16 protein-coding genes are annotated in these 15679 nt (G+C 63.6%); 13 read left to right on the forward strand and 3 right to left on the reverse strand.

The annotated features are described in order from the left end of the window. Positions 1-13: 13 nt before the first annotated feature. From HHJ18_RS07325 to HHJ18_RS07350, 6 genes are read left to right on the forward strand one after another with little or no spacing between them, the layout of a single operon-like run. Positions 14-1384 carry a DUF4910 domain-containing protein gene (locus HHJ18_RS07325; protein WP_296913321.1) on the forward strand — a complete coding sequence of 457 codons (1371 nt, stop codon included), beginning with the start codon at positions 14-16 and terminating at the stop codon, positions 1382-1384. After that, a complete protein-coding gene (locus HHJ18_RS07330) occupies positions 1372-1614 on the forward strand; it encodes a hypothetical protein (protein WP_296913324.1) in 243 nt (80 codons plus the stop codon). The genes HHJ18_RS07325 and HHJ18_RS07330 overlap by 13 nt, the downstream gene beginning before the upstream one ends. A gap of 44 nt (positions 1615-1658) precedes the next feature. Continuing rightward, entirely contained in the window at positions 1659-2204 is a 546-nt protein-coding gene (gene rfbC / locus HHJ18_RS07335; RefSeq protein ID WP_296913326.1) for a dTDP-4-dehydrorhamnose 3,5-epimerase, read from the forward strand. Continuing rightward, positions 2201-2590 carry a hypothetical protein gene (locus HHJ18_RS07340; protein WP_296913327.1) on the forward strand — a complete coding sequence of 130 codons (390 nt, stop codon included), beginning with the start codon at positions 2201-2203 and terminating at the stop codon, positions 2588-2590. The genes rfbC and HHJ18_RS07340 overlap by 4 nt, the downstream gene beginning before the upstream one ends. Next, positions 2587-3624, forward strand: a complete 1038-nt coding sequence (locus HHJ18_RS07345; RefSeq protein ID WP_296913330.1) for an NAD(P)-dependent oxidoreductase — start codon at positions 2587-2589, stop codon at positions 3622-3624. Before HHJ18_RS07340 ends, HHJ18_RS07345 begins: the two co-directional genes overlap by 4 nt. A 30-nt stretch (positions 3625-3654) precedes the next feature. Then, positions 3655-4785, forward strand: coding sequence for an acyltransferase (locus HHJ18_RS07350; RefSeq protein WP_296913332.1), 1131 nt, complete (start codon positions 3655-3657; stop codon positions 4783-4785). An 82-nt stretch (positions 4786-4867) separates the two neighbouring features. On the opposite strand, the gene HHJ18_RS07355 is transcribed toward HHJ18_RS07350, so the two are convergent. The 3 genes from HHJ18_RS07355 to nadC form a co-directional block, all read right to left on the reverse strand. Further along, positions 4868-6649 carry a chorismate-binding protein gene (locus HHJ18_RS07355; RefSeq protein ID WP_296913335.1) on the reverse strand — a complete coding sequence of 594 codons (1782 nt, stop codon included), beginning with the start codon at positions 6647-6649 and terminating at the stop codon, positions 4868-4870. Between the two features lie 114 nt (positions 6650-6763). Next, positions 6764-7900, reverse strand: coding sequence for a quinolinate synthase NadA (gene nadA, locus HHJ18_RS07360; protein WP_296913338.1), 1137 nt, complete (start codon positions 7898-7900; stop codon positions 6764-6766). After that, positions 7897-8775 (reverse strand): carboxylating nicotinate-nucleotide diphosphorylase, encoded by an 879-nt coding sequence (gene nadC / locus HHJ18_RS07365; RefSeq protein ID WP_296913340.1) that lies wholly within the window; start codon positions 8773-8775, stop codon positions 7897-7899. The genes nadA and nadC overlap by 4 nt, the downstream gene beginning before the upstream one ends. Positions 8776-8965: 190 nt before the next feature. On the opposite strand from nadC, the gene panD reads away from it, so the two are divergent. The 7 genes from panD to panC all read left to right on the forward strand — a co-directional run bounded on the left by panD (position 8966) and on the right by panC (position 15671). After that, the gene (gene panD / locus HHJ18_RS07370) at positions 8966-9346 is read left to right on the forward strand and encodes an aspartate 1-decarboxylase (RefSeq protein ID WP_296913342.1); all 381 of its coding nucleotides are present in this window, start codon (positions 8966-8968) and stop codon (positions 9344-9346) included. A gap of 53 nt (positions 9347-9399) precedes the next feature. Continuing rightward, positions 9400-10749 carry an adenosylmethionine--8-amino-7-oxononanoate transaminase gene (bioA, locus tag HHJ18_RS07375; protein ID WP_296913345.1) on the forward strand — a complete coding sequence of 450 codons (1350 nt, stop codon included), beginning with the start codon at positions 9400-9402 and terminating at the stop codon, positions 10747-10749. Then, entirely contained in the window at positions 10742-11434 is a 693-nt protein-coding gene (gene bioD / locus HHJ18_RS07380) for a dethiobiotin synthase (RefSeq protein WP_296913346.1), read from the forward strand. Before bioA ends, bioD begins: the two co-directional genes overlap by 8 nt. After that, on the forward strand, positions 11431-12627 hold the full coding sequence (bioF, locus tag HHJ18_RS07385) for an 8-amino-7-oxononanoate synthase (protein ID WP_296913349.1): 1197 nt from the start codon (positions 11431-11433) through the stop codon (positions 12625-12627). The genes bioD and bioF overlap by 4 nt, the downstream gene beginning before the upstream one ends. A 60-nt stretch (positions 12628-12687) precedes the next feature. Further along, complete coding sequence (gene bioB, locus HHJ18_RS07390) at positions 12688-13716, forward strand: biotin synthase BioB (RefSeq protein WP_296913352.1); 1029 nt, start codon at positions 12688-12690, stop codon at positions 13714-13716. A 254-nt stretch (positions 13717-13970) separates the two neighbouring features. Next, entirely contained in the window at positions 13971-14795 is an 825-nt protein-coding gene (gene panB, locus HHJ18_RS07395; protein WP_296913520.1) for a 3-methyl-2-oxobutanoate hydroxymethyltransferase, read from the forward strand. 27 nt (positions 14796-14822) lie between these two features. Next, positions 14823-15671 carry a pantoate--beta-alanine ligase gene (gene panC / locus HHJ18_RS07400; protein ID WP_296913356.1) on the forward strand — a complete coding sequence of 283 codons (849 nt, stop codon included), beginning with the start codon at positions 14823-14825 and terminating at the stop codon, positions 15669-15671. The last annotated feature ends 8 nt before the right edge of the window (positions 15672-15679 follow it).

The following is a 15679-nucleotide window of genomic DNA, read 5'->3' on the forward strand; positions in this document are numbered from 1 at the left end:
CAGAAGCGCTTTTATGCTGAGTGAATTGCAAACCGTTAGCGCATCGCTCAGGGCGGCAGACGAAGCGCTCGCGTTGATGGCCAAGATGTACCCGATCTGCCGGAGTATTACCGGCGAAGGCGTGCGCCGCACACTGGATCTGGTCGAGCAAGTGACGCCGCTTGAGCGCACCGAGATCCCGACCGGTTCTGCCGCTTTTGACTGGGAAATCCCGCGCGAGTGGAACATCCGCGATGCCTACATTGCAGATCTCGAAGGTCGCAGGCTGGTGGACTTTCGCCAGCACAATCTGCACGTCGTCAGCTATTCAGTGCCTGTCAACCGCACGATGACGCTTGACGAACTTCAGCCGCATCTGCATTCACTGCCGGACCAGCCGGACTGGATCCCGTATCGCACCTCGTATTACAACGAGAACTGGGGCTTTTGCCTGCGGCACAAAGACCGGGAGGCGCTCGCTGCCGGCCCTTTTCGTGTCGTCGTTGATTCGGACCTGGCAGCCGGGCACCTCACTTACGCCGAGTCGGTAGTTCAGGGCAGCACCGACGGCGAGGCGATTGTCTACACGCACACCTGCCATCCTTCACTGGCCAATGACAACCTGACCGGCATCGCCGTGGCCGCCGTGCTGGCGAGCGCATTGCGCCATGATCGGCCACGCCTGACTTGGCGTTTTATTTTCGGACCGGGAACGATAGGCTCTCTCGCATGGCTGTCGCGCAACGAAGATCGCCTGCAGCGATTGCAGGCAGGCCTGGTGCTCGGTTTGCTCGGCGACGCCGGGCCTGTTACTTACAAGCGAAGCCGTCGCGGCGATACCCTGACTGACCGCGCGGCGGCCTACGTGCTGGCCCATGATTCCCATCGTGGCGTTCTGACTGACTTTGAGCCTTACGGCTACGATGAGCGCCAGTTTTGCTCCCCGGGTTTTGACCTGCCAATCGGGCGCATCACACGATCCTCCAACGCCGGCTATCCTGAATACCACACGTCGGCCGACGACCTGTCGCTGATCAAGCGCGAAAGCCTCGCCGGCTCGATTCGGGCGGTGGCAAGCGTCATGTCGGTCATCGACGTCAATCGACGCGTTGTGAACCTGAGCCCGAAGGGGGAACCCCAGCTCGGCAAACGTGGCTTGTACGGCAAGGTTGGCGGAGCCGGGCCGCGCGCGCTTGAACAGGCGCTTCTCTGGGTGCTCAACCTCGCAGACGGCAGCCAAGACCTGCTGGCCATGGCGGAACGCTCCAAAATCCCACTGGATCTGATCGAGCAAGCCGCGCACGCGCTGGAGAATGCGGCGCTTTTGAAATCGATGGCGTGCGGACCGGGTACGTCGAATCAATCACTCGCCATCAACCCGAAGGCATCAACATGCAGGTCATGATGCCTGCCGGCGGCTTGGGCGCCGGCATCAGCGAAGAGAGAGCGGTTCGCCCCGCGCCAATGGTCGAAAGCGGCGGCAAGCCTTTGGCCTGGCACCTCAAGAAAATGTTTCTGGCGCACGGGCTGAACGACTTCGTCATCTGCTGGGGCTACAAAGGCCATTTGATCAAGCAGTTTTTGCGTGACAAGCAGACGCTTGAATCCTTGTGGGAAACGGGCGAGGCGTCCTGAAAAATAGGGTGACCCTGGTTCTTGCGCCTTTTACAAAGTAAACCATGATTTTCACGAAGACGTCGCTAGCAGGCGCGATGATTGTCGATGTCGAGCGGCGCGAGGACACGCGGGGCTATTTCGGCCGCACCTACTGCGAGCGAGAGTTCCAGGCCAATGGGCTGCCTGCGCGGATGGTGCAGGCCAACGTGTCGCTGACGCACCAAGCGAGCACCTTGCGCGGCATGCACTATCAACTGCCCCCGCATGCCGAGGACAAACTGGTGCGCTGCGTGCGGGGCGCGATTTGGGACGTGATCGTCGACATCCGCCCGGAGTCGCCGACATACTGCCAATGGATAGGAGTCGAGCTAAACGATTCCAGCGAGCGGATGCTGTTGGTACCGAAAGGCTTCGCCCACGGCTTTATCACGCTAACGGATGACGCGATGGTTAACTATCAGGTCTCGGAGTTTCACACGCCTGCGGCTGAGGGAGGTGCCCGGCACGATGACCCGGCGTTCGCCATTAAGTGGCCGGTGCCTATTCTTAGTATGTCGGACAAGGACCGCAGCTGGCCAGACTTCGTACGCCAGGACGGCACAGGATGATCATTGTCGATACCCCATTGCAAAGGCGCGAACAAGAAGGTCGACCCATTCGCGTTGATCTGGTGGGCGCTGGCTTCATGGCGCGCGGCGTTGCGCCGCAGATCACCACCGCCGTGCCGGGAATGCGGGTCGGCAAAATGGACCGCCTGGGCGGCTACATGCGCTATGGACCTGCCGAGAATTTGCCGACGGCCCGCGCGCAGGATTTGCTCCCCATCGGTCTTGCCGAGGGCTGCAGGCTCAAGCGAGCGATTTCCAAAGCCACGCTGTTGACATTCGCCGATGTCGAGTTGCCGCCGAACCGGCTGTGCGACCGGCTCTGGCGTGAACAGCTGGCCCGATTCTTCCCTGACTATTCCAAATCACGCAACGAAGCCACTCCATGAAACTGCTCGTCACTGGCGTTGAGGGCTATATCGGCTGCCTTCTTGCACCCTTTCTGCAGGCTCGCGGACACGACATCGTCGGACTCGATACCGGCTACTACCGCGATGGCTGGTTGTTCAGCGACCGTAAACTGGTGCCCGGATTTCCGCGGACCATCAACCGCGACATTCGCGACATCCAGCCCGAAGATGTTCGCGGGATCGATGCGGTCGTGCACCTGGCGGAGCTGTCCAACGACCCGCTGGGCGAGAACGTCCCTGAATTGACTTTCCAGATCAACCACCAGGCTTCGCTGCGGCTTGCCGAACTGGCGAAGGCCGCCGGCGTGAAGCGCTTCGTCTACACCTCGTCTTGCAGCGTCTACGGGGTGGCGAATGGCGCCGAGCCGATGACCGAGCTGTCGCCGACCAATCCGCAAACCGCGTACGCCACCTGCAAGACGCTGGTGGAGCGCGATGTTGCCGCGCTGGCCTCGCCGACGTTTTCGCCGACTTTTCTGCGCAACGCGACCGCCTATGGCGCGTCACCGCGCATGCGCTTCGATATCGTGTTGAACAATCTGTGCGGTATCGCGGCCACCACCGGAAAAATCACGATGACCAGCGACGGCACGCCGTGGCGGCCACTGGTGCATGTGCTGGACATCTGCGAAGCGATTGCCTGCGCGCTCGAAGCCCCACAAGAAGCCATACACGCGCAGATTTTCAACGTCGGCCATGACGCCGACAACTACCAGGTGCGCGAGATTGCGCAGATCGTCGCGGGCGTCTATCCCGGTTGCGGGTTGACATTCGGCCGGGCTGGCGGCGACAACCGCAGCTACCGGGTCAGCTTCGGAAAAATTCACGATCAGCTGCCGGGCTTTAAATGCAGCTGGGACGCGCCCAAGGGCGCCCAGCAACTGCACGACGTGTACCAGCGGATTGGAATCGACCTGGCGACTTTCGAAGCAAGGCCTTTCACCCGCCTCAAGCAGCTCAAGTACCTGATTGCATCCGGCCAGATTGATGCGCGGCTTTTTTGGAATTATTAGTTCGGGCGATACCTGGGAAAGCGCACCACAGTGATTACAGCCATAAAACAGCAACCCATCAATTCGCTCACAGGCCTGCGGTTTATTGCGGCGTTTCTGGTCGTCCTCCACCATTTTGGAAAACCGCCATTGCCGCAATTCGAGCAGTCCGTCCGCAACGTGCTAGACCACGGGTTCGTCGCCGTTACCTTGTTTTTCATCCTGTCGGGCTTCATTCTTACTTACAGCTACATGAGCCAGGAAGGAAGCCCAAAAACCAGCAAGCGCAATTTTTGGGTTGCCAGGTTCGCGCGCATCTATCCCGTCTATTTACTGGGATTTTTGATTGCCGCTCCCTTGACGGTGCGAGAGATAGCGGCGACAGGCGGTGCCTCCCCGTGGATAGATACCAGCATCTTCGCTGCGGCGGCGTTAACGCTGATGCAGTCGTGGTCATCGGTTGCGTCTATGGTTTGGAATCCGCCCGCCTGGTCTCTCTCGGTCGAAGCATTCTTCTACCTGTTGTTCCCGATTGTTGCCCCGGCCATCTTGAAACTCAAGCCACAAGGCCTGCTTGTGGCAACCGCTGTTTTTTGGATCGCCTCATTGGCAGGGCCGTTGGCTGGCTTCGTGACCGCACACTTTGACCATACCTTCTGGTCGAACAACCCTTTGGTAAGACTGCCAGAATTTTTATTGGGGATTGCACTTGGCAAGTTCTGGCTGACGCGAAAGCAGGGGGTTTTTGACCGCTACCCCCAATACATCGCAGTGGGATCGGTCCTCGCGCTTGTGGCTTTTTTGTCCTTAGACGCGCCCGAAAGCGTATTTATGAATGGTGCAACGGCACCGATGATGATGGCCCTGATCTACAGCCTCGCCTGCGGTCGCGGCGCGTTGGCCTGGTTTCTAGCCACGAAGCCCATGGTGTTGCTAGGCGAAGCCAGCTACGCCCTGTATCTCTTGCACTGGCCATTGTGGTTCATCATTACCGACTATCTGGTGAATGACCTGCAAAGGTTCCAGCAGGGGCCCAGCCATTTCGTGGCCTGCGTGGTGCCAATGATCGCGGCGAGCCTTCTCACTTTCAAATTTCTTGAGCAACCTGCAAATCGCTTTCTGAAAAAGGCCTTGTCGTCCGGCAAGAGAGCAGATAAAAAACTGATGGAGGCGGTCTCATGAGTGCGCCGGAAAACAAAGCAGGTTTTCTGCCGGCAGAACAAATTCCCAAAGTAGCCGACGGCTGGCGAATAGGAAAATCTGCTCAGTTCATTCGAGCCGGTATCCGCCCTCTAAGGCTGTTGACAAAGGCCCAGCCCTGCACCCGCTTCACGTCGTCCACCCGCACCACGGCCTCGGTCAGCTTTCCATCGCGCAACGCCAGCGCCCTCCCCACGCCTGGCAGCAAGCCACAAGCGAGCGGCGGCGTCAGCCAGCAGCCATCGATCAGCATGGCTACATTGCCGCGCGTGCATTCGGTGATTTCGCCTTCGGTGTTCCACAGCACGGTGTCAAACACGCCGGGCTGGATGGGCGTAAAGGCGTCGTAATGCGCGCGGCGGGTGGTTTTGAAACGCACGAATTCGCCGTGGGCTTCGTCCAGCGGGCACCCGGCCAGTTGCAGGCGCACTCGGGCCGGTGATGCGTCCATGACAAAGGCTTGGGCGCGCGCCTGACCCTGGGCATTGAGCAGCAGGCGCACGCGCCACAAGCCCTGCGGGTGGACTTGCACCAGTTCGTGCAGACAGTGGCGGACCTTGGCCGGGTTCCAGGCGTAGCCAAAATGCGCGGCCGCGCCGGCCAGACGCTGCAGGTGCTCGGCGCTGTGGCGCAGCCGGCCATCTTGCAGCGCCAGGGTTTCCAGCAGGTCAAACGGCAGGCTGGCCCGCTCGACAAACGCGCGCTTGTGGCGCCATTCCTGCCATTCGGCCGGCGGCACGGCGTCCGAGGTGATGCCGCTGCCAATGCCGCAGCGCAGTGTGCGGCCCCGCACGGTGACGGTGCGAATCGGCACGTTGAAGGTGGCTCTTATGCCCTGCCCCGGCTCACCCGGCCGCACCACGCCGATGGCGCCGCAGTAGACGCCGCGCGGACCGGCTTCCAGCGTGCGGATCATCTGCATGGCCCCCACCTTCGGCGCTCCGGTGACGGAGCCGCAGGGAAACAGCGCGCCAAACACGTCGGCCAGCGTGGTGCCAGCGCGGGTGCGGGCCAGCACGTCGGACGTCATCTGCCACACGCTGGGCAGCGCCTCGGTATGGAAAAGGCGCGGCACCCGCACGCTAAAGGGCTCGGCAATGCGCGAGATATCGTTGCGCAGCAGGTCCACGATCATGACGTTTTCGGCGCGCTCCTTGGGCGAGGCGCGCAGGGCTTGGGCCTGGTCGGCGTCGTCTTGCGGCGTGGCGCCGCGCGCGGCGGTTCCCTTCATGGGCCGAGCCAGGATGTGGCCGCCGCGCCAGTCAAAAAACAGCTCGGGCGACACCGACAGCAGCTGCCCGTCGCCTGTGTGGCCGGTGTCGATGAAGGCCGCGTAGCCGCCCGGCTGGGCGCGCTGCAGGGCGGCGAACAGGGCCTGCGCCGCGTTTTCTGTCGGTTCGCCCTGCCAGGCGCCCTCCAGCAGTGCCGTGAAGTTGACCTGGTACAACTCGCCGCCTGCGATGGCACGCTGGATCTGGTCCATGGCCGCGTCAAATGCGGGGCGCAAACAGCTTTCATGCCACTGCACCTGGGCGGTGGCGCCCGTGCCGGCGAAGCGGTCCTCGGGCCAGGGCAAGGCTTGGTCATGCACGGCAAACCAGGCCAGCGGTCCGTCGGGCGCGTGCACGGCCAGGGCGGCGTCAAAGGCAGTGGCAGCTTCGTAGCGCAGGTAGCCCACGCACCAGCGGCCCTGCAGCGCAGCGGCCTGCACGGCGTCGAGCACGGGCCGCACCTCGGCCAGTTCATGCGCGACCAATACCGCGCGCGGCGTGCCGAAGGCGTGGCGCAGGCGCGGCGCGGCACTGTCGTGCGGATCGGCGAAGTCAATCCGTGAATTAGGGGTCATATTGGCATCTAGCGCCCGCCGGACGGGCGCGAGCAGCTATCAAAACAGGAGTATTTTGGCCGTATCCATGCGTACGCCAGGCTCTGCCGGTGGTGCCGACCCGGCGCGCGGGCTTTATGCCGCGCCAAAGTGCGGCACCAGCCCGGCGGTGGGCTGACCCTTACTGAGCGCAGCCGTGAAAACCAGCATGCGGTCAATCGGCAGGCGCGCGCGCAGGCCCAGCACCGGATCGACTTGCACCTCGTTCGCGCCGGTTTCCAGCACCTGCGCCAGCCCGGCCAGTCCGTTCAAGGCCATCCACGGGCAATGGGCGCAGCTCTTGCAGGTGGCGCTGTTGCCGGCCGTCGGTGCTTCGATAAAGATTTTCCCGGGGTTCAGGGTGCTCAGCTTGTGCATCATGCCGCTGTCGGTGGCGACGATGAATTCCGGCGCATCCATCTCGCGTACGGCCCGCAAAATAGCCGAGGTCGAGCCAACGGCATCGGCCAGCGCCACCACGTCGGGCGGGGATTCGGGGTGTACCAGCACCTTGGCCTGGGGGTGCTCTTTCATCAAAGCCTGAAGCTCGAAGGCCTTGAACTCATCGTGAACGATGCAGGCGCCATTCCACATCAGCATGTCGGCGCCGGTTTCACGCTGGATGTAGCCGCCCAGATGCCGATCAGGCGCCCAGAGGATTTTCTGACCCTGGTCTTTTAGCGCACGCACGATGTCGACGGCGCAACTTGATGTCACCAGCCAGTCGGAGCGCGCCTTTACCGCCGCGCTGGTGTTGGCATACACCACCACTGTGCGATCTGGGTGAGCGTCACAAAACGCGCTGAACTCGTCAATCGGGCAGCCGAGATCCAGCGAGCAGGTGGCGTCCAGATCGGGCATCAGCACGCGTTTTTCGGGCGACAGGATTTTGGCGGTTTCGCCCATGAAGCGCACACCCGACACCACCAGCGTCTGCGCGGCGTGGTCGCGGCCAAAACGCGCCATTTCCAGCGAATCGGACACGATGCCACCGGTTTCCTCGGCCAGGTCTTGCAGATCGGGGTGTACGTAGTAGTGCGACACCATGACGGCGTTGCGCGCTTTCAGCAAGCCGCGAATTCGCTCTTTCAGCGCAGCCCGCTCGGTTTGCGTCGGCTCAACCGGCACGCGCGCCCAGGCGTGGCGCGTGGCGCAGGCCTTGCCAGCTTTGGCGCCGACGGCGTTCAGGGGCTGCTCGTAATCGACCTGGATGCGGGAAATGACTGGACTCATGGCTGGCCTCCTTGCTGCACCTCAAAGCGCATCGAAAAATCAATCGCCTGCACGTCCTTGGTCAACGTGCCAATGGAAATGCGGTCCACGCCGGTTTCGGCCAGCGCGCGCAGGCCGTCCAGCGTGACGCCACCCGAAATCTCCAGAACCGCCCGCCCGGCATTGAGGCGAACCGCTTCCCTCAAGCTGGGCAGGTCCATGTTGTCGAGCAGCACCATGCGCGCACCGGCGGCCAGCGCCCGCGTCAACTGGTCCAGCGTTTCGACTTCGATCTCGACAAAATCAGCTTGCGCGGCGACCTGTGCGGCCTGCTGCAAGACCTGCGCGATGCCGCCGGTCGCAGCGATATGGTTTTCCTTGATCAGCACCGCGTCGTACAGGCCGACGCGGTGGTTGGTACCGCCGCCGGTCAGGACCGCGTACTTCTGCGCCAGGCGCAGGCCAGGCAGGGTTTTTCGTGTGTCCACGATCTTGGCCTTTGTGCCGGCCACGATGGCCACATAAGTAGCGGTTTTACTGGCAACTGCGCTTAAAAGCTGCAAAAAATTCAGCGCCGTGCGCTCACCCGTCAACAGGGCACGGGCCTGGCCCTGCACCTCGAACACCACCTGATTGACCTGGCAGCGCTCGCCGTCCTGCAAATGCCAGACCAGCGTTGCCTGCGGATCGAGCTGCCTGAAAGCGGCCTCCACCCAGGCGCTGCCGCAAATCACGGCGCGCTCGCGGGCCAGCACCTGCGCCTTCGCCTGCAAACCGGGGGCAATCAGGGTTGCGGTCAAGTCGCCCGAGCCCACGTCTTCGGCCAGCGCGCGCGCCACATCTTCCTGCGCCAGCCGGGCAAGCGCCTCGGCAGAAAAATTGAATGACTTGGGCATGCGCAATCCGGGTAAAAAATGTCGATGAAAAGGCGAACTGTACAGTGACCTAAACTAGGGGTAAATCCGTGGGGTCTGTCGCCAAGCAAGGTTACAGCCCGTCAAAACCCATGGCGCCCCGGTGGTTGCCGGGCAGCCTGGCGCAAGCGGCCCAGCCAGCCTTTTTCCATTGTCCTCAATCCTTCCCGCCATGTTCAGAACCCTGCTTAAATCGAAGATTCACCGCGCCAGCGTGACGCACTGCGAGCTCAATTACGAAGGCTCCTGCGCGATTGACGAAGACCTGCTGGACGCCGCCAACCTGGGCGAAAACGAGCAGGTGCATATCTGGAACATCAACAACGGCGAGCGCTTCATCACCTACGCCATCCGGGCCGAACGCGGCAGCCGCATCATTTCGGTGAATGGCTCGGCAGCACGCCGCGCCGCAGTCGGTGACCTGGTGATCATTGCCGCGTTTGCCCAGGTCGATGAAAAGGAAGTCGCCAGCTTTGCGCCAAAGCTGGTGTTCGTCAATCCGGACAACCGCATCAAGGAAGAGCGCTCGACCATCCCGGTGCAGATGGCCTGACCGGACGGCGCGCTCAGCCCTTCGATCCCCTTTTTGCTTTACCCATCAGGTCCATGCACAACGCATCAATGATCCAGCGCAGCCTGCGCCATGTCTGGCACCCCTGTACCCAGATGAAGCTGCACGAAGCTTACCCGCCGCTGCCGATTGCGCGGGCCGACGGCGTGTGGCTTTATGACTTCGAAGGCCGGCGCTACCTGGACGGCGTCAGTTCCTGGTGGGTCAACCTGTTCGGCCACAACCATCCACATATCAAGGCAGCGCTGGTTGACCAGCTGGACCGCCTTGACCATGTCATGCTGGCCGGTTTCACGCACCAGCCGGTGGTCGAGCTGTCCGAGCGGCTGGGCGCCCTGACCGGCCTGGGCCATGCCTTTTACGGCAGCGACGGCGCCAGCGCCACCGAGATTGCCCTGAAGATGAGCGCGCATTACTGGCGCAACACCGGCAGGCCTGAAAAGTGCCGATTTATCGGACTGGCTGGCGGCTACCACGGCGAAACAGTGGGTGCGCTGGCGGTCACCGACATTGCCATTTTCCGGGAAGCCTATGCGCCGCTGGTGCGGCTGGCCGCCACCGTGCCCAGCCCCGATGCCCGTGCAGCCTTGCCCGGCCAGAGCGCTGCCGATGCGGCACACCGCGCGGCGGCGGGCTTGCAGGACTGGCTGGAAGAGCACCATGCGCAGACCGCCGCCCTCATCGTCGAGCCCCTGGTGCAGTGCGCTGCCGGCATGGCCATGCACGACGCCAGTTATTTGCGCGCGGCGCGCGCGCTGTGCGACCGCTACGAGGTGCATCTGATTGCCGACGAGATCGCGACCGGCTTTGGCCGCACCGGCACGATGTTTGCACACCAGCAGGCGGGCATCCGGCCCGACTTCATCTGCCTTTCCAAAGGGCTCACCGGCGGCACGCTGCCGCTGTCGGCTGTACTGACCACCGACACGGTCTACAACGCTTTTTACGACGACGAGGTGGCGCGGGGCTTTTTGCATTCGCATTCCTACACCGGCAATCCGCTGGCCTGCAGGGCTGCGCTGGCCACGCTGGAACTGTTTGAACAAACCGACGTGCTCGGTCACAACGCCCTGCTTGCGCAAACGCTAGACCAGGCCTTTGCACCGCTGACCCGGCACCCCTCGGTTCGACACGCGCGCCGGCAGGGCATGATCTGGGCCTGGGACATTGACGAAGGTTTTGACGGCGCAAGTCCACAGCCCGGATTTGCGGGCCGCTACGCGCGGCATGCCATGGCGCACGGCGTGGTGCTGCGCCCGATCGGCAACACGCTTTATGCCATGCCGCCCTATATCCTCGACGCGCAAACGGCCGTCCATCTGGCACACGGCGCACTTGCCGCACTTGAAGCCACGCTGGCCGACCAGGGCAATACCAATGGCTGAAAGCGAAAAACCGACGCTGTCTCTTTTCATCACCGGCACCGACACGGGCGTGGGCAAGACGCTGGTCAGCACCGCCTTGCTCTATGCCCTGGCACGCCACCATCTGCGCGTCACCGGCATGAAGCCAGTGGCAGCAGGCACCGAATTCATCGGTAGCGTGGAAATCAATACCGACGTGTTCGCGCTGCGCGCCGCCTCCACCTGCGCCGTGCCGCCCGAACTCGACAACCCGGTGCTTTTGCCCGACCCGGTGTCGCCGCATATTGCCGCGGCCCGTGCCGGCGTCAAGATTGACGTCGCGCATCTGGTGGCCTGCCACCGCGCGCTGGCGGCGCTGGCCGACGCGGTGGTGGTCGAAGGCGCAGGCGGATTTGAGGTGCCGCTTTCGGCAACCGAGACCGGCGCCGACCTGGCCCAGGCGCTAGGCTTGCCGGTGGTGCTGGTGGTGGGCTTGCGGCTGGGCTGCCTGAACCATGCGCTGCTCACGGCCAATGCGATACGCGCACGCGGTTTGACATTGGCTGGCTGGGTCGCCAACCACCTGGACGCCGCCATGCTGGCGCAGCAGGACAACATCGCCTTTCTGCAGCAAAAGCTCGGGGCGCCGCTGCTGGCGACTATTCCCCACCAGCGCGTGCCCGATCCTCGCGCTTTGACTTTCAAGCTTCCACTGGAGTGGCAATGACACACTCCTGGCTTGACGACTTCCCGGCGCGCATCAAACAACTGGACCATGCCCACCTGCGCCGCCGCCGCACGGTGGTTGCGCCTGACAGCGGCGCGCGTTTAATGGTCGACGGGCGCAGCATGCTGGCTTTTTGCAGCAACGACTACCTGGGCCTGTCCACCCATCCCGACCTGGTGCGGGCAGCCTGCGCCGGCGCCCAGGCCTATGGCGTGGGCGCCGGCGGCTCGCCGCTGGTCAGCGGCCACAGTGCCGCCAACGAGGCCCTGGAGCACGAACTGGCCAGGTTTGTGGGCCTGCCGCGCGCGCTCTACTTTTATGCCGGTTACGCCACCAACATCGGCATCATCCCGGCACTGGTGGGAGCCGGTGATGCGATCTTTTCAGATGCACTGAACCACGCCTGCCTGATTGATGGCGCCAGGCTCTCGCGCGCGCAGGTTCACCGCTACGCGCATGCCGACCTGGCGGCCTTGAACCACGAACTGGCGCAAAGCAGCGCCCCGCGCAAGCTGGTAATCAGCGACGCGGTGTTCAGCATGGACGGCGCCTGTGCCGACATTGCCGGCCTGCTGGCACTGTGCGAACGCCACGACGCCCTGCTGCTGCTGGACGATGCGCACGGCTTTGGCGTCAAGGGCCCGCAAGGCCGCGGCAGCCTGGCCGAGGCCGGTGTGCATGGCGCCAAGGCCTCGCGCCGCGTGCTTTACATGGCCACACTGAGCAAGGCCGCCGGCGCGGCCGGTGCCTTTGTGGCGGGCGACGACGCGCTGGTCGAGTGGCTGCTGCAAAAAACCCGCAGCTATATTTTTGCCACGGCCGCGCCCCCACTGCTGGCCAGCGCCCTGAGCGCCAGCCTGCAGCGGATAGCGCAGGATGACTGGCGGCGAACCCATTTGCACCAGTTCATAGCCCGCCTGCGACGCGGCCTGACCGCTGGTCTGCATGGCAGCGAGTGGAAATTGTCCGAATCACAAACCGCCATCCAGCCGCTGCTGATTGGCCGCAACGACGAGGCCCTGGCCGCCATGGAAGGCCTGCGCGCACGCGGCATCTGGGTGCCGGCGATCCGCCCGCCGACCGTTCCCGAAGGCACGGCCCGCCTGCGTATTGCCCTGTCAGCCGCTCACACCGAGGCCGACATTGACCAGTTGATCGACGCCCTGACCACCTTGGCCCAGGCATCCCGCTGACACCATGCCAGAAACACTTCAGAGCCACTTCAAACCAACTTTCTTGAAGGAAAACACACCATGTCCATCCCTGTAAAGCAAATCATCACCTTGCGCCGCCCCTGCACACCCGCCCCGCAGGCCAGTGAAACCGGCGCCGAGCGCTGGAGCGTTGACGCGATCGAGGCGCTGTTTGAGCTGCCTTTTCCCGAGCTGATGCACCGCGCGCAACTAGTTCACCGCGAGAACTTCGACCCCACGCGCATTGAATTTGCCACGTTGTTGTCCGTCAAGACCGGCGGCTGCGCCGAGGACTGCGGCTACTGCCCGCAAGCGGCCCGCTATGACACCGGCGTAGAGGCCAGCAAACTGATGGATACGGCCGACGTGCTGGCCGCCGCCAGGCTGGCCCAGGCGGCCGGCGCTACGCGCTTTTGCATGGGCGCAGCCTGGCGCTCACCGAAAGAGCGCGACATCGAGAAAGTCGCCGAGCTGGTGCGCGGCGTGAAGGCGCTGGGGCTGGAGACCTGCGCCACGCTGGGCATGCTGGAAGACGGCCAGGCGCAAACGCTGCAGAGCGCCGGGCTGGACTACTACAACCACAACCTGGACAGCGCGCCCGATTTTTACGGCGACATCGTCAGCACACGCCAGTACCAGGACCGGCTCGATACGCTGGCGCGCGTGCGCAGCGCAGGCGTCAAGGTCTGCTGCGGCGGCATTGTGGGAATGGGCGAAACGCGGCGCCAGCGCGCCGGCCTGGTGGCCGAGTTGGCCAACCTCACGCCCTATCCCGAATCGGTGCCCATCAACAATCTGGTGAAGGTGCCCGGCACGCCGCTGGCCGATCAGCCTGACCTGGACCTGTTTGAATTTGTCCGCACCATCGCCGTGGCGCGCATCACCATGCCGACAGCCCGGGTCCGCCTTTCGGCCGGGCGCCAGCAGATGGGCGACGGCGTGCAGGCGCTGTGTTTTCTGGCCGGCGCCAATTCGATCTTTTATGGCGACAAGCTGCTGACCACCGGCAACCCCGACACCGAGGCCGATGTGGCCTTGCTGGAGCGCCTGGGCATGACGCGCTCCGCGCCTGCGGCAGCTGCTACGTAAATGAGATTGGAAGCGCTGCCGCAGACCGTGCGGTAGTGCGGTCAGAGAATGCATCGACATAGGAGGCCGGACATATGCGGTCGGAACTGTCGAATTGACGTGGAATGGCTGGAAATGGAATTAGACTTTCGCTAATTCAGGAGCACCCCATGACCCCCTCTTCCGCCAACACCGCCACCACAGCCGACACCGCCAGCGCCCCTGCAGCGGGCAACGGATCGGGCTCGCCCTATGGCACGCTGCCGCCAGCGTCCATGCCCGCGTCGCGCAAGCCCATCAGCCTGCCGCGCCTGCGTGAAATGCACACGCAGGGCGAGAAAATCACCATGCTGACGGCCTATGACGCGACCTTTGCCGCCGTGGCCGATGCCGCTGGCGTGGAATGCATATTGGTCGGCGACTCGCTGGGCATGGTCTGCCAGGGCCTGAGCAGCACCGTCGGCGTGACGCTGGAAACCATGCGGCATCACACCGATTGCGTCAGCCGGGGCCTGCGCCGCGCGCAAGGCACGGCCTGGTTAATCAGCGATCTGCCGTTTGGCAGCTACCAGGAGTCCAAGGAATTGGCGCTGCGCAGCGCCGTAGTGCTGATGCAGGCGGGCGCGCACATGGTCAAGCTCGAAGGCGGCGGCTGGACCCTTGATACCGTGCGCTTTCTGGTTGAGCGCGGCATTCCGGTGTGCGCCCACCTGGGCCTGACGCCGCAAACCGTTCACGCGCTGGGCGGCTACCGCGTGCAGGGTAAGACCGAAGTCGCCGCGGCCAGCCTGCGCCGCGAGGCGCACGCGCTGCAAGACGCCGGCGCCGCCATGCTGGTGCTGGAGATGGTGCCTGCCGCGCTGTCGGCCGCGCTGACGCTAGAGTTGGCGCGCTGCCCCACCATAGGCATAGGCGCAGGCCTTGACACCGCCGGCCAGGTGCTGGTGCTGCACGACATGCTGGGTATGAATTTGGGCAAGATGCCGAAGTTTGTACGCAACTTCATGGAGGGCGCGCACAGCGTGCGCGGCGCCATGGAGGCCTATGTACGCGCCGTCAAAGACGGCAGCTTTCCGGTCAACGCCAGCCACGCCTGGTAGTTAGCCCTCCCCCTTCAAGGACAAAAATTGCACATCGTTCACACCATTGAAGAGCTGCGCAAGCAGCTCAGCCCGTTCAAGCGCCCAGCTTTTGTGCCCACCATGGGCAATCTGCATGACGGCCATATCGCGCTGGTCAGGCAGGCCAAGCCGCTGGGCGATGTATCGGTGTCGAGTATTTTTGTCAACCGCCTGCAGTTTGCGCCGCACGAAGACTTCGAAAGCTACCCGCGCACGCTGGACACCGACGCGCAGCGCCTGGAAGCGGCCGGCTGCGACGTGCTGTTTGCGCCGCGCGAGCAGGAGCTCTACCCCCAGCCACAAACCTACAAGGTTCACCCCGCCAGCGACCTGAGCGACCTGCTCGAAGGGCATTTTCGGCCCGGCTTTTTCATAGGCGTCAGCACCGTGGTGCTCAAGCTCTTTTCCTGCGTTTACGCCGGTATGCCTTCAGGGGTGGCGGCCTTTGGCAAAAAAGACTATCAGCAGGTGCTGGTGGTGCGCCGCATGGTGCAGCAGTTTGCCCTGCCGATCGATATTCTGGCCGGCGAGACCCAGCGCGCAGAAGACGGGCTGGCGCTGTCATCGCGCAACGGCTACTTGAGCCCGGACGAGCGCCTGGAAGCGGTGCAGCTGTCTAAAGCCTTGCAGGCGCTGGGCCAAGCCGCCCAAGCCAGCAGCACGCCCGACTTGCCAGCGCTGGAAGCCCAGGCCATGCAGACGCTGGCGCGGCGCGGCTGGAAGCCCGACTACCTGACGCTGCGGCGCCGCGCCGACCTGCTGCCGCCGCAAGGCGCGCTGACGGGCGAAACATTGGTGGTGCTGGGCGCAGCCAAGTTGGGCAATACCCGGCTGATTGACAACCTGGAAGTTTGAGCCTGCGC

The organism is Polaromonas sp. (genome assembly GCF_012927455.1).
Classification (GTDB): domain Bacteria; phylum Pseudomonadota; class Gammaproteobacteria; order Burkholderiales; family Burkholderiaceae_C; genus Polaromonas.

Coding starts and splice junctions, on each gene's coding strand:
- nadA (WP_296913338.1), bottom strand. CDS start 7,900: ATGAGTCCAGTCATTTCCCGCATCCAGGTCGATTACGAGCAGCCCCTG.
- rfbC (WP_296913326.1), top strand. CDS start 1,659: ATGATTTTCACGAAGACGTCGCTAGCAGGCGCGATGATTGTCGATGTC.
- nadC (WP_296913340.1), bottom strand. CDS start 8,775: ATGCCCAAGTCATTCAATTTTTCTGCCGAGGCGCTTGCCCGGCTGGCG.
- bioD (WP_296913346.1), top strand. CDS start 10,742: ATGGCTGAAAGCGAAAAACCGACGCTGTCTCTTTTCATCACCGGCACC.
- HHJ18_RS07355 (WP_296913335.1), bottom strand. CDS start 6,649: ATGACCCCTAATTCACGGATTGACTTCGCCGATCCGCACGACAGTGCC.
- bioB (WP_296913352.1), top strand. CDS start 12,688: ATGTCCATCCCTGTAAAGCAAATCATCACCTTGCGCCGCCCCTGCACA.
- HHJ18_RS07340 (WP_296913327.1), top strand. CDS start 2,201: ATGATCATTGTCGATACCCCATTGCAAAGGCGCGAACAAGAAGGTCGA.
- panD (WP_296913342.1), top strand. CDS start 8,966: ATGTTCAGAACCCTGCTTAAATCGAAGATTCACCGCGCCAGCGTGACG.
- HHJ18_RS07345 (WP_296913330.1), top strand. CDS start 2,587: ATGAAACTGCTCGTCACTGGCGTTGAGGGCTATATCGGCTGCCTTCTT.
- panB (WP_296913520.1), top strand. CDS start 13,971: ATGCCCGCGTCGCGCAAGCCCATCAGCCTGCCGCGCCTGCGTGAAATG.
- HHJ18_RS07330 (WP_296913324.1), top strand. CDS start 1,372: ATGCAGGTCATGATGCCTGCCGGCGGCTTGGGCGCCGGCATCAGCGAA.
- HHJ18_RS07325 (WP_296913321.1), top strand. CDS start 14: ATGCTGAGTGAATTGCAAACCGTTAGCGCATCGCTCAGGGCGGCAGAC.
- bioF (WP_296913349.1), top strand. CDS start 11,431: ATGACACACTCCTGGCTTGACGACTTCCCGGCGCGCATCAAACAACTG.
- bioA (WP_296913345.1), top strand. CDS start 9,400: ATGCACAACGCATCAATGATCCAGCGCAGCCTGCGCCATGTCTGGCAC.